This window comes from Streptomyces sp. NBC_01314 (assembly GCF_041435215.1).
In the GTDB taxonomy this organism is placed as follows: Bacteria; Actinomycetota; Actinomycetes; order Streptomycetales; family Streptomycetaceae; genus Streptomyces.
The window spans coordinates 2,991,239-3,004,169 of sequence record NZ_CP108394.1 but is presented as its reverse complement, the minus strand read 5'-3'; the positions used below and the strand labels follow the sequence as shown (position 1 = coordinate 3,004,169).

The window sequence follows — 12,931 nt, the reverse complement described above, 5'->3', positions numbered from 1 at the left end:
GCAACGCCTTCGGAATGCCTGCCGCTCCGTTTTCAGGAACGCATGAAGGAGCCACCGTGATCGGCCGTACGTTTCAGCGTTGCTGACGGTCAGTGCCATAGGGCGTTGCTTATTTCCGCAGCGAAGACCACGGGGGCGCTGTCGAATTCTCGGATCATCTCGTGAAACTCCCAGCCGACGAGGCTTCCCGGGGGAACTCTGCGACGGTGGCGGCGCTGGATCCTGTGACCTGCGCGAAGTCGTCCTTCAGTAGCTCCTTGTGCCCCTCGAAAACCAGCATTCCGGCGTTCGATATGTCACCGAAGGTCTTGGGACCGCTGTTCTGGTGGATCGCGGCCAGTGTCACTCCTGGGCGCCAGATAACGGCAGACCGTCGGCTCAACTTCCCCCATCTTGATCGCATGGCGCCTCGAGCACGTGATGGGCGCTTCGGATGGCCTCCCGGGAACGGAAGAATGTTTCGATGGCATTCGGAAGCTTGGGAAGCACATGTGCAGATCTCCGTGATTGCCTGTTTCTTGCAACGGTCCTGCGGCTCCTGACGTCTCATGGGTTGTGGGGTGCTTCGCACCTTTCACGGGGAACAACGGGGAATCACGGGGGAATCGCATGAGTGATCGTCGATTTGCCGCGCGCGACGCGCGGATCCGGGCTGCCGAGGTCGAGTTCGAGCGCGACATCCCGGTCCAGGCCGCCAACGGGGAGGAGACCGACCACCCGTTCGTGGCCAACTACTCGAAGGCGCTGCCGCACAACAAGTTCGGTGAGGTCGACCCGGCCGCCTACCATCTGCTGCGCCGGGCGCTGGCCACCGGGAGCTACGAGGACTTCGAGCGGATCCCGCTCGGTGACACGCGCAAGCTGGTCAACCCGCAGGCCGGTCTGTCCTTCGACCTTGAGGGCCCTGACGGTCAGGCGCTGACCATCAGGCCGGCGCCGCGTATCGACAGCGCGGAGAACTCCGCCGAGGCGGTGGAGCTGTACTGGATGGCACTGGTGCGCGACGTGCTGTTCACGCGGTTCGGCGACAGCGAGCTGGTCGCCGAGGCGGCCACCGAACTCAGCGGGCTGTCGGACTTCCGGGCACCCAAGCAGAACGGCCAGGTCACCGCGCAGACCATCTTCCGTGGGAACACCCGTGGAGACCTGGCCGGGCCGTACGTCTCGCAGTTCCTGCTCAAGGACATCCCGTACGGCACGCTGCTGATCCCGCAGCGGCAGGACACCCTGGTCCGCCCGGTCGACCACCTGACCACCTGGGGCGACTGGCTGGAGATGCAGAACGGCTCCGAACCCGAGCCGGACGAGCGGGACTTCACGGCCAGGCGGTACATCCAGACCCCGCGCGACCTGGCGCACTACGTCCACTTCGACGCGCTGTACGAGGCGTATCTCAACGCCACCCTCATCCTGCTGGGACTGAACGCACCGGCGGACCCGGGCAACCCGTACAACTTCTCGCGCAACCAGATCGGCTTCGGGACGTACGGCGGGCCGCACATCCTCTCGCTCGTCACCGAGGTGGCCACGCGTGCCCTGAAGGCGGTGTGGTTCCAGAAGTGGTACGTGCACCGGCGGCTGCGGCCGGAGGAGTTCGGCGGCCGGGTCCACCAGCAGCTGCGCGGGCAGCGCGAGTACCCCATCGACAGCGAGGTGCTGGACTCCGTCGCGGTCAAGCGGATCTTCGAGAAGTACGGCAGCTACCTGCTGCCACAGGCGTTCCCGGAGGGCAGCCCGACCCATCCCTCCTACGGCTCCGGACACGCCACGGTGGCCGGTGCGTGCGTGACCATCCTCAAGGCGTGGTTCGACGAATCGCACATCCTGCCCCACCCGGTCGTGCCCACCACCGACGGCACCGCCCTGGAGCCGTACACGGGCCCCGACGCCGGGCGGCTCACCGTCGGCGGCGAGCTCAACAAGGTCGCCGCGAACATCGCCACCGGCCGCAACATGGCCGGTGTGCACTGGCGTACCGACTTCACGGAGGCGGTACGGCTGGGTGAGGAGATCGCCATCGGCGTGCTGCGCGAGGCGAAGGAAGTCACCCTGGAGGAGGCGGTGTTCACTCTCAGCCGGTTCGACGGCACGACCATCGCCGTCTGACGTCTCGGCCATCTCGCCGACTCGGCTCGTCGGGTGTCCGCAGCACGGGGTCGCATCGACGGCCGAGCCGGAGCAGGCGGCAGCCCTTGTGGCAAGGACTCTCGCCGATCGCGCGTCAGGAGGAGCGGCCGACGCCGGCCGCCGGTTTCCGTAGCGCGCCCGGCGGGCCCGCCGCCGGCCGGTGATGGCTGTTGGCAAGGCCGGCAGTACGACGGGAGGACTGCGACGGTCGCGGGTCCGACGGCCTCCAGGAACTCCGTGCCGAAGCGCTGGACGGCGCCGGTCGCGTCGACGACCGATCCCGACCGTATCGGGTCGCTGGAGGCGGATCTCGTCCCAGCCGTAGTACGCCACGCGCCCACGCGGAGGGTGTACGTGGCGTCGTCCGGTGAGCCGCAGGGTGCGCGTTCGCTACTCGGACCGGGTGGGGCGAACCGGCCCCGAGTGCCCCCGTCCGCCGTGGCGGCGACGAGGGGGAGCAGCGCGGTGTTTGGCTTGCCGGGCCGGTCGCATGCCGCGATCGTGCTGGGTCAGGAGGGACACCATGGCGGCGGCGCAGCAGGGACTGGACGAAGCGAAGGTCGAAGCCTTCATGGAGAAGGCGCTCGGGGACATCAGCGGGATGATGGCCGTCGGTCTGTGTCACCTGGGCGACCGGCTGGGCCTGTTCGACGCCCTCGCGGCGGGCGGCCCTGTCGGAAGCCAGGAACTCGCGGACCGTCTGGACCTGAACGAGCGTTACGTACGCGAGTGGCTGCGCGGTCTGACGGCTGCGGGTTATCTGGAGGAACCGGAGCCCGGGAGCTTCGCGCTTCCGGCCGAACACGTTCCCGCGCTGGCTGACGAGCAAGGGCCCATGTTCCTCGGCGGCGTCTACCAGATGATGCCCGCTGCCCTGGCACCGTACGAACGACTGATCGAGGCGTTTCGGAACGGGGGAGGCGTGAGGCAGAGCGACTACCCGGAGACCCTGTGGGACGGCATGAGCCGTTTCACCGGCAGTTGGTTCGAGAGCGTGATGGTCGACGACTGGCTGAGCACCTTCCCTCACGTCGTCGACAAGCTGGAGCGGGGCATCGACGTCGCGGACGTGGGGTGTGGTGCGGGCCGTGCCCTGATCGTGCTCGCCAAGAGGTTTCCCCGCTCCCGCTTCACGGGGCTCGACAACTTCCCGGGGCAGGTGGAACGTGCCAGGGCGAACGCGGAGCGGGCCGGTGTCGCAGACCGCGTGACGTTCGAGACGGTCGACGCGGCCCAGGGGCTTCCCGGGCGCTACGACCTTGTCACCACCTTCGACGTCATCCACGACTCGGCGGAACCGACGCGGCTTCTTGCCGCCGTCCGGGCCGCGGTCAAGGACGACGGCGACTACCTGATGCTCGAGATCAACTCCGAGAACCGCCCCGAGGACAACGTGGGCCCGGTCGCATCGATGTTCTATGGCTTCAGCGTCTCCTCCTGCATGACCACGTCCCTCGCGAGCGGCGGAGCCGCCCTTGGAACGTGCGGTATGCCCGAGGCTGTCGTACGCGATCTGTGTGCCGAAGCGGGCTTCAGGGAGGTGGCCCGGTCCACTGCGGACGATCCCTTCAACGTCCTCTACGACGTCAAGCCGTAGCTTCGCGCAGCAGGTGACCGGCCTACACCGTGTGGGGCTTCTCCGGGACCGGCAGGGCATAGCCGGGGAAACCGTCGGAAACGGCGGTGCGGGCCGCGTCCAGGTCGAGGCCGGCATCGGCGAGTCTGTCCGCGGCGGTCAGCCGGAGCGTGAGCCACACACTGGTTGGTCCAGCCGAGTGGTGAGCTGTGCCCCCGTTGCGCGGCGATGGCTGTGAGCGGTGACGAGGCTGTCACGGCTGTGGAGCGCCGCCCATCTCAGCGGTGAAGACCCCCGGTTCGGTGTCGAACCCCCGGATCATCTCCTGAAACTCCCACGCCCCCGAAGCGGTTCTTGTGAACTCCGCGACCGTTGCGGCAGTGGATCCGGCGACCTGCGAGAAGTCGTCCTTCAGCAGTTCGCGGTAACCCTCGACGACCAGTACTCCGGCGTTCGACATGTCGCCGAAGGTCTTGTGGCCGCTGTTCTGGTGGATCGCGACTCCGACGACCACCCGCGCGAAGGAGGGGGCGAGGCGATCGAGTTCCAGGGTCATCTCCTCGACGTAGCCGAAGCCCTGACCGGTCTGGCTGTGCCGGGCCATGTTGATGGTGCCGTCCGGTGAGCGGCTGTCGAAGTGGACGACGTACTCGGGCCGCCCATGGGGCGCGTCCGACGAGTAGGTCGCGGCGATGATGTCGAGATGGTGGGGTGGCTCGTTCCAGTGGCTGGGGTCCCACTTGATCCGCACCCCGACCTTTCCCACGCCCACGCTGTCGCTGCTCACCGGATCGCTGCCTCTCCCGCATCTGGCCACCACGGGCTTCTCCCCGCGTGGTCAAGTATGGCTCTCGGCCGAGCTGTTGAAGCAGGCGTAGCCGGGCCCGAATGCGTGGGGTGGGGCGTCGGCCTGCTGTCCTCCGCTGCTCGCGTCGTGTCACTGGGCCTGGCGGTCTGCCGATCAGCCCTGCCGCATGGCGGCACCAAGCAGCGAAGCGTATCCAGGACTGCCGGAATCCGGCATGGCGGCCGTCGTGGAGTGGCTCTATCGTCGACCGCGCTGCCGGGGGCGGACCACGCGCGACGGTCAGAGAGAAGGTGAGGACTCGTGCACGGTAATCCGCTCTACCACTGGATCGCTCTGGCCATTTCCAGCGTTCTGATATTGGTGCCGGCGATCGCGATCTTGTCTGGATGGGTTCCGCCGTGGATGCGCCGGCACACCGGCGGCCTGCGCCCCCGTGCCTACGGACTTCTGTGCCTGTACGGGGGCATGTTGGCCAACGGTGTGCCCCGCCTGGCGAACGCCTCGTACGACGTGGTCATGGTCAGCGCGGCTTTCGGTATCGGATCCTTCGTCTCCGCGGGCGTTCTGTTTCTGTTGTCCGCGCTCAAGGACAACCGGGCCCGGGGCTGACAACTCCGGAAGAGCTAACGCTGCCGAGAGCCGCCTGCCCGGGGCCAGGCTGGCGTCGCCGTCAGGAGATCAGGCCCGCCATGGCGATGACGCACATGGTCAGGGGCGACCACACGGCGAACGGCCGGCTCCTGAGCCGCCGGTCGGGATCCGTGCCCGGGCGCAGGCGAGGGTGCCGGGCCATGACCGTCAGGAGGTCGGCCGTCCGCTGTCCGGCATCGGGACGGCGGAGGATCCGGTTCAGCCACGCTGGGCCGTACAGCCCGGCCATGGGTTGTCTGTGACCGTCGAAGAACTCCAGCAAGCCATCCCGCCGCATGTCCACACGGCTGATCTCCTGCCAGGGAAGAAACACGACGGTTCGGAACCGCCGTATCCACACACCACTGCGGCCTGCGGTGACTCGCCACATTCCCAGGCGGCAACCCACCCATGTGGCGACCAGCGACGCCCAGAACAGGAAGATCCAGTCACCCGGAGTGGCGCGGGCCTCCTCCTCTGCGGCCGGACGCACGACGAACCACAGAAACTGTGCACCCCAGAGGACGGCGAGAACGCGTCCACCCCGGCCGGCGCGCCAGCTCGGCGGCGTCGGCGGTGGTGCCGTCTCTCGGGCCAGCGCGTCGAGCCGCTGTTCACGGATCAGGTGCCGCCGGCGTCTGTTGTCTCTGTGTGCGGTGCGCCGCGTCCGCAGGTACGCGGCGAGGCCGGGGATGGTCACTGGATGCCTCCGGGGCAGATCGAAGCGGACCGCCGACCAGGCTTCCCGGCACACCGAGGGGAACCGTACATGGCCCTCGTCCGCCGACAACAGGTCCAAGGGGCGCACTGTGGCTGCTGGGATGCTGCCGGGGACCGGCATGGCAGGCAGGGTCGACCTGGAGGGCGAGTGCGGGTCGGCGGGCGCCGGGCGATGGCCCGAGGGACGCCGGCCCGTCGGCGGCTGCAGAAGACGAGCATGAAGACCGCGTAAAGATTGCCGGAGTCCGGCAGTGTGGCGCGCCGGGGCTGTATGGGAACATTCGTGCGCAGGGGGTCGTCGTACGAAGGAGGGGCCCGTATGAGCTGGTTTCTGGGTCTCGGTATCGCGGGGCTGGTGCTGCTCGCCTTCTCGTTGATCTTCGACGGGCTCCTCGAAGGGGTGCTCGACGGAGTGCTGGACGGTGTCTTCGACGGCTTGCTGTCGCTGCCGGTCATTGCCGGGTTCGTGTCGATGTTGGGCTTCAGCGGCGCGATCGTGCTCGGCACCACCGGGCTGGGGGCCGCGGGGGCCACCGGTGTGGGGGTGGTGGCGGGCGTCGGCGCGGGCTGGGGGACGTATCGGTTCAGCCGCGCACTGATGAGTGATCGGACCGCGGCCGCTCCACGCGGCGGCGACCTCATCGGCAGTTCCGGCTCCGTGGTCACGGCCATTCCGGCCGAGGGGTACGGCGAGGTGCTGGTGTATCTCGCCGGGCAGCCGCTGAAGCTCGCCGCCAGGAGCCATGTGCATGTCCCGCGAGGCGCCGAAGTGTGGGTCGAGGCGTCGCTGTCGGAGACGTCCGTCCAGGTCCGGCTCGTCGAGCGCTGACCGCCACGCCGCGTCTTCCGGCAGACCGGGCCCTTTGTCTGCCTGCCTGCCTGCCTGTCTGTATCTGCATCTGCTCCTGATCTCAATCTGCGTTCCTGATCCGATTTCATTTCGCCGCCCTCGGGGGACGGCTGAGAGGATATTCACCATGAGCCCTGTACTCGTCGCGGTGGCGGGAGTCGTCGTACTCCTGGTCCTGCTGGCCCTGGTGGTGGTCACCCGCTACAAGGTCGCGGGGCCCAGTGAGGCGTTCATCGTCACCGGGCGGCGCGGCAAGAAGTCCACCGACCCGGAGACCGGGCGGGTGTTCACCGACAACAGCGGTCAGAAGGTCGTGGTCGGCGGCGGTGTCTTCGTCGTGCCCTTCGTGCAGCAGAAGTTCACCCTGGACCTGTCCAGCCGGCACATTCCGATCGCCGTGCGGGGCGCGGTCACCCTGCGCGGGGTCAAGGCCAATCTGGAGGGCGTCGCGATCGTCAAGGTCGGCGGCACCGAGGACTCCATACGCGCCGCCGCCCAGCGGTTCCTGATGCAGCAGGACGGCATCGTCGGGTTCACCCAGGAGGTGCTGTCCGGCGCGCTGCGCTCCATCGTCGGCCGGATGTCGGTGGAGGACATCATCCGCGACCGTGCCGCGTTCGCCGGTCAGGTGGCCGAGGAGGCCGAGGCCAGCCTGTCGGGGCAGGGACTCGTGCTGGACGCCTTCCAGATCCAGGACATCACCACCGAGGGCTCCTACCTGGAGGACCTCGGGCGGCCCGAGGCGGCTCGCGCCAAGCAGGAGGCGGACATCGCTGAGGCCGTCGCCCGGCGCGCCTCCGAGCAGGCCCGCCTCAAGGCGGAGGAGGAGATCGCCATCGCGCAGCGGACCTTCGCCCTGAAGCAGGCCGAGATCAAGGCCGAGACGGACGAGGCGGCTGCCCGCGCCAACGCGGCAGGCCCTCTCGCCGAAGCCGCCCGCGAGCAGGAAGTCCTCAGCGAGCAGGAGAAGGTCGCCGCCCGCCAGGCCGAGCTGACCGACCGTGAGCTGGACACCAAGGTCCGCAAGCCCGCCGACGCCGCCCGCTACCAGGCCGAGCAGGAGGCCGAAGGCCGCCGTATCGCCCTGGTCAAGGAGGCGGAGGCGGAGGCCGAGCGGGCCCGGCTCACCGGTGAGGGCGAGAAGGCACACCGTGCGGCGCTCGCCGATGCCGTACGCCTCGAAGGTGACGCGGAAGCGGCAGCCATCGCCGCCAAGGGCGCGGCCGAGGCCGGGGCCATGCACAAGAAGGCCGACGCCTTCGAGCGGTACGGCGACGCGGCCGTGCTCCAGATGCTGGTCGAGGTGCTGCCGCAGGTCGTCGCCAAGGCCGCCGAGCCGCTGGCGGCCGTGGACAAGCTGACCATCATCTCCACCGACGGTGCCGGACAGCTCCCGCGCGCCGTCGCCGACAACGTCGCCCAGGGCATGGAACTCCTCAGCTCCACCACCGGAGTCGACCTCGCCCAACTCCTCCAGGGACTCACCCAAGGACGGACGGCGAAGACGAGCGCGGCCACCGTGACAGCCAACGGCAAGGTCGAAATCACCGAGTGAGCCCGAGTCAGTCCGATTGACCAAGTAAGCCCGAGTGACCGCACCTGCGGCATCGGAGAAGCCCGGACGGCAGACAGCCGTCCGGGCTTCTGGCGCATCATGTGTGTCTCGTGGGTCGGCTCCCGTATGTCCTGGATGCTCGTGCGGGGCTGCTGCTGCCGACTTCCGTTGAGGCTCGCTCTAGACGTCGGAGGACCGTGCCCGGAGCCGGGGCTGTCGGCCGAGGAGTTCGGCGAGACCTTGCCGGGTTGTGGCGAGTACGACGCGGTCCTGCGGTCGGAGGACGTAGCCGGGGTGGAGGTCCCAGACGAGTCCGGCGGGGTGGTCGATCTCGTCGTGGGCCGGAGTGGAGGCGAGGTCGGGCATCCGGTCGCCGGGGGCGGCGGTGTCCAGGGCGATGACCCGCCAGGCGCCGGCACGGAAGGACTCGGTGATGGTGCGGCCTTCGAGCTGCGGATGACCGGCGACGTCCAGGGCGGCGAAGAGGAGGACCCGGCGTTCGACGGGGATCGCGCCCAGGATCTGGCGGCCCATCATGGCCCCGGCGAAGGCGGGCGCGGCGAGGGTCGAGACGCTGCGGCTGCGGGTGAGCGCGTGGGGGTGGGCGGCGCGCAGGGTGCGGTGGACGGCGGTGGCGAAGTCGTCGTCGTACAGGCGCAGCGCGACGCGTAGGTCCGGTTTGACGGAGCGGGCGTACAGGGCCGCTTCGAGGTTGGTGGTGTCGATGCTGGTGAGGGCGAGCAGGGCGTGGGCGCGGTGGATCTTGGCGGCTTCCAGGACGCCTTCCTGGGTGACGTCGCCGATGACGGTGGGCACGCGCAGGCGGCGGGCGAGCGGGATGCCGCGTGCCTCGGGATCCTCCTCCACACACACCACGGGGATGCCGAGTTCCGTCAGCCGGGCCAGGACCCGAGTGCCGATCTTGCCGAGGCCGAGCAGGACGACGTGGTCGGACAGGCCGCGGGGCGGGCGGCGCAGGGCGGAGGCGGTGCGGAAGGTGCCGTACGCCTCCAGGGCGGCGGCCAGCAGCACGGGCAGGAACAGTAATCCGGCCAGTCCGGCCAGGAGTTGGAGCACCTGGCGGGTCGTGGGCTCGTCGAGTGCGGGGTCGTTGATGGCGAAGAGGTCGAGCAGGGTGAGGTAGGCGGCGTGCAGCGGGTGGCCGCCGGTGGTCACCCAGGTCGCGACGGCCAGGCCGACCACGCACGCCATGAGTCCGGCCAGCGACCAGCGCAACCTGCGTGAGAACAGCGAGCCGAGCGGCAGCCCTCGTCCTGCGAGGCGGCGGGGCGGGGGAGCGACGCCGGTGTGCGTGACGGTCTCCAGTACGACGGTGCCGCGTCCGGTGGCGGCGGCCACGGTCTCGTCGTCGGGCAGCAGCGTCGGCCCTTCCCGGCCGCTGGCGTCCGAACCCTCCGTGCCCGCCGGGTCGTTGGTGGTCGACGACAGCAGGGCGAGCGTGCACAGTCCGGGATCGGCGACCTCGCCCTGCCCTGGCGGGGTGCGCTCCACCGCCCGCAGGAGCAGCCCGTCGGCCTGGACGACCTTGCTGGTGCCCGCGACGGCGGTGGCCGCGAGGGCGGGGGCGGCCGTGTCGGCGTCGGACAGGACGGTGGTGGAGGTGTCCAGGGCGGCCGGGTCCAGGCCGGGGACGGCGAGGGCGGCGGCCTGGTCGAGGAGCTCCTCCAGGTGCTGGCCGAGCTTGCGGTTGTAGAGACGGATGACCAGGCGCAGCCGGGGGTTGAGGCGCCGGGCGGCCAGCGCGGTACGGATGTTGGTCTCGTCGTCGTCATGTACCAGGGCCAGCGCGGCGGCCCCGCGTACACCGGCCTCGGCCAGCACGCTCGCGTCCAGCTCGGCGGCTTCGAGGACCTGCGGAGCACCGACATCCCCGTCCGTACGGTTCACGACGGCCTGCACCCGGCCGAGGAAGGCCGAGGCACGCCCCCGCCCGTCGGGGACGGCGTGTCGCGCGGTCGGTACGACGAGGGTGACCCGCTCCCGGTACACCTTTGTCAGTTCGCCCGCCAGCCGCTCGGCGAGCGCGTCGTCACCGGCCACGATCATGTGGCCGGACTGGGGAACACCGCGTGTGGGCTGAGGGAACACCGTCATGGGGCCGTCCTCTCCGGCAAGGGCAAGGGCAAGGGCAAGGGCAAGGGCAAGGGCAGGGGCAGGGGCAGGGGCAAGGGCAGGGGCAGGGGCATGGGCAGGGGCATGGGTGATGCGGTGCGGTCATGCGTTCGTGGCCGAGACCGCCGCGCGAGCGCTGGCGTTGACGCCCGGGCCGGCCACGCGGTCACGACGGCCGTATCGGTCCGGTCGTCCGGCCGCTCACGATCATTCGACGAGTTGTCGCAGCAGGCGGGCGGCCGTCACGGCGCCCGCCAACCATGCCTGGTCGCCGTCGTGTTCGACGACGACGACCAACGGACAGCCCGTCCGTGCCATGAGGGCCGCGATCTGCGTGGCACTCGCGTCCGGTCCGACGGTCGGGGGCTCAAGCGAGCATGGCGGCAGTAGCTCCTCGACTGTGAGCCCTTCGACCTGTCTTCGCACCTCGCCACCCGCCTTGCCGCCGCCGCTCACGGCGGTGATCGGTGGGCTCTCCCGCGTGTACCCCGGCAGGAGCCGTCCGACGAGTTGGGCGCAGGGCACGACGGCGTACGGCTTGGCGTCGGCGTCGACGACCAGGAGCGCGGGCAGCCTGTGCAGGGCCAGCAGCCGGAGCGCCTGGGCGGCGTCCTCGTCGGTGGTCACGTACGGGTAGGGCTCGGCGAGTTCACGTGCCGACACGGTCGGCCTCCTCGGCGGTAGGGGGCGAGGCATCGCCGCCGGGCACGCCCGCGAGGGCCTCGACGTGGAAGAGACGGGCGATCGGTACGTCGGTGGAGCTGTGCGCGACGATGGAGAAGGCGATGCACACGGCGATGAGCGTGAACGCCTCCTCGCCCTGCGGGATCCCGGCCTGCAGCACCAGCAGCCCGTACACCACGGACGCGAAGCCCTTCGGTCCGAACCAGGCCGCGACCAGCTTCTCCTGACGGGTGAACCGGGTGCCGAGCAGCGACAGCAGCAGCGAGGCGGGGCGGATCAGCACGATGGCGAGGACGACCGCGATGTAGCCGCCGAAGGGCAGATCGCCGAACAACTGCGGCGTCAGCAGCGCGCCGAACACCAGCAGGGCCGCGAACTTGGCCAGCTCCGCGAGTGCCTCTCCGAGTGGCTCGAACGCCTCCTTCGCTTCGATCGAGCGCGCGGTGAGCACGGCGCCGGCGGAGAACGCGGCGAGGTAGGGGTTGGCGTGCGTGAGGTGGCAGACCGCGTAGAGGATCACGCCGATCGCCAGTGGCAGCAGCGGCTGCAGCTTGGGCTCGGCGCCCAGCAGCCTGAACCGTACGAGCTCGATCACCACGAACGGCAGGACCACACCGAAGACCAGACCGAGGACCAGCTCCAGTGCGATCTTCCCCAGGGAAGCCTCGGCGTGCCCGGAGGTCGGCCCGGCCGCGGCGATCAGGATGAGGACGACCGGCAGGGCGAGCCCGTCGTTGATCCCGCTCTCCACGTTCAGCAACTGCCGCAGCTTCGACGGGACTTCCTTGCGCCCGACGATCGCGGAGGCGAACACCGGGTCGGTGGGCGCGAGCACGGCGCAGACGAGGAAGGACGTCGTCCAGTCCAGGCCCACCAGGTAGTGCGTGAGGAGCGCCATGCCGACGAAGGCCAGCGGCATGCCGAGGCCGAGCGCGCGGGCCGGGTTGCGCCAGTTCTGTCGCAGTTTGGGGAAGGAGACGTGCATGCCGTCGGTGAACAGAACCGCGAACAGTGCCAGGTCGGCCGTCACGGAGACCATCTCGCTGTCCGGCGTGATGTGGATCAGGCCCAGGAAACCGTCACTGACCAGCGCGCCACCGACCAGGAAGAGAAGCGACGTCGACAGAACGGTCCGGGCGGCGAGACCCGACAACAGCACCGCGATCAGCAGCGCCACCCCGAAGACCACGACAAGCACCATGACCAAGACCCCCGATCGGCAAGGAGTCCGAAGAGAGCTCTCTCCAGACCGCCGACCAGACTTCCCGGCACACCGCGGGGAACCCTACCCGTCCTTTACGCGGCTTTGACAGGTCCTTGGCACGCAACTCCGGAGCCCGTGTGCTGCCGGTGTCCGGCAACGCGCGTTCTTCGGGGCACGTCACTCCGTGCTGTCTTTTCCCCCGGCGAGAGCCCGGGTGAGACCGATCTGCCGCAGCATCACCCGCACCTGCTCGTTGGGATGGGTGAGGACCAGCCGTGTGCCGTGTGCGCGGGCGGCGCGGAGCGCGGTGAAGAGCGCCGCGCACCCGGTGGGGCTGAGGTGCGGCACGTCCGCCAGGTCCACTTCCAGGACGCCCGGCCCGGTGTGGATCAGCCGTACGAGACGTCTGCCCGTCGCCGCGGCGCTGCGCACGTCCAGGTCGCCGTGCAGCTGGACCACCTCATGTCCGTGGGGGCGCTGCGGTCCGGGGCGTGGGCGGTGACGGAAGGGGAAGAGGTGCACGAGCGGCTCCCGGGGGCAGAGGGAAACATCCGCCGACCAGGCTTCCCGGCACACCTGAGGGCAGCGTATCGGCACATGCCCGGCACCGCCTCCGGGAACTGCCGGAGACGGGCAGGGACACC

At 69.7% G+C, this 12,931-nt stretch carries 12 protein-coding genes; 5 read left to right on the top strand and 7 right to left on the bottom strand.

Annotated features, from left to right (window positions below):
• Positions 1-609 precede the first annotated feature (609 nt).
• Both OG622_RS13210 and OG622_RS13205 read left to right on the top strand, forming a co-directional pair.
• Positions 610-2,106, top strand: coding sequence for a vanadium-dependent haloperoxidase (locus OG622_RS13210; RefSeq protein WP_371576015.1), 1,497 nt, complete (start codon positions 610-612; stop codon positions 2,104-2,106).
• A gap of 544 nt (positions 2,107-2,650) precedes the next feature.
• A complete protein-coding gene (locus OG622_RS13205) occupies positions 2,651-3,724 on the top strand; it encodes a methyltransferase (protein ID WP_371576013.1) in 1,074 nt (357 codons plus the stop codon).
• Positions 3,725-3,746: 22 nt separating this feature from the next.
• On the opposite strand, the gene OG622_RS13200 is transcribed toward OG622_RS13205, so the two are convergent.
• Both OG622_RS13200 and OG622_RS13195 read right to left on the bottom strand, forming a co-directional pair.
• Positions 3,747-3,884, bottom strand: coding sequence for a hypothetical protein (locus OG622_RS13200; RefSeq protein ID WP_371576011.1), 138 nt, complete (start codon positions 3,882-3,884; stop codon positions 3,747-3,749).
• Positions 3,885-3,956: 72 nt separating this feature from the next.
• A complete protein-coding gene (locus tag OG622_RS13195; RefSeq protein ID WP_371576009.1) occupies positions 3,957-4,490 on the bottom strand; it encodes a TerD family protein in 534 nt (177 codons plus the stop codon).
• A 321-nt stretch (positions 4,491-4,811) separates the two neighbouring features.
• Between OG622_RS13195 and OG622_RS13190 the strand changes: the two genes are divergently transcribed.
• On the top strand, positions 4,812-5,120 hold the full coding sequence (locus tag OG622_RS13190) for a hypothetical protein (RefSeq protein WP_371576007.1): 309 nt from the start codon (positions 4,812-4,814) through the stop codon (positions 5,118-5,120).
• A gap of 61 nt (positions 5,121-5,181) precedes the next feature.
• On the opposite strand, the gene OG622_RS13185 is transcribed toward OG622_RS13190, so the two are convergent.
• The gene (locus tag OG622_RS13185; RefSeq protein ID WP_371576006.1) at positions 5,182-5,940 is read right to left on the bottom strand and encodes a hypothetical protein; all 759 of its coding nucleotides are present in this window, start codon (positions 5,938-5,940) and stop codon (positions 5,182-5,184) included.
• A gap of 240 nt (positions 5,941-6,180) precedes the next feature.
• Between OG622_RS13185 and OG622_RS13180 the strand changes: the two genes are divergently transcribed.
• Positions 6,181-6,690, top strand: coding sequence for a hypothetical protein (locus tag OG622_RS13180; protein ID WP_371576004.1), 510 nt, complete (start codon positions 6,181-6,183; stop codon positions 6,688-6,690).
• Positions 6,691-6,838: 148 nt separating this feature from the next.
• Positions 6,839-8,266: a flotillin family protein gene (locus tag OG622_RS13175; protein ID WP_371576002.1), complete on the top strand. Its 1,428-nt coding sequence runs from the start codon at positions 6,839-6,841 to the stop codon at positions 8,264-8,266.
• A 180-nt stretch (positions 8,267-8,446) separates the two neighbouring features.
• On the opposite strand, the gene OG622_RS13170 is transcribed toward OG622_RS13175, so the two are convergent.
• The 4 genes from OG622_RS13170 to OG622_RS13155 form a co-directional block, all read right to left on the bottom strand.
• Positions 8,447-10,333 carry an NAD-binding protein gene (locus OG622_RS13170; RefSeq protein WP_371584086.1) on the bottom strand — a complete coding sequence of 629 codons (1,887 nt, stop codon included), beginning with the start codon at positions 10,331-10,333 and terminating at the stop codon, positions 8,447-8,449.
• A 273-nt stretch (positions 10,334-10,606) separates the two neighbouring features.
• Complete coding sequence (locus OG622_RS13165) at positions 10,607-11,062, bottom strand: CBS domain-containing protein (RefSeq protein ID WP_371576000.1); 456 nt, start codon at positions 11,060-11,062, stop codon at positions 10,607-10,609.
• Positions 11,049-12,284: a cation:proton antiporter gene (locus tag OG622_RS13160; RefSeq protein ID WP_371575998.1), complete on the bottom strand. Its 1,236-nt coding sequence runs from the start codon at positions 12,282-12,284 to the stop codon at positions 11,049-11,051. The genes OG622_RS13165 and OG622_RS13160 overlap by 14 nt, the downstream gene beginning before the upstream one ends.
• Positions 12,285-12,464: 180 nt before the next feature.
• Positions 12,465-12,746 carry an STAS domain-containing protein gene (locus tag OG622_RS13155; protein WP_371575997.1) on the bottom strand — a complete coding sequence of 94 codons (282 nt, stop codon included), beginning with the start codon at positions 12,744-12,746 and terminating at the stop codon, positions 12,465-12,467.
• Between the last annotated feature and the right edge of the window lie 185 nt (positions 12,747-12,931).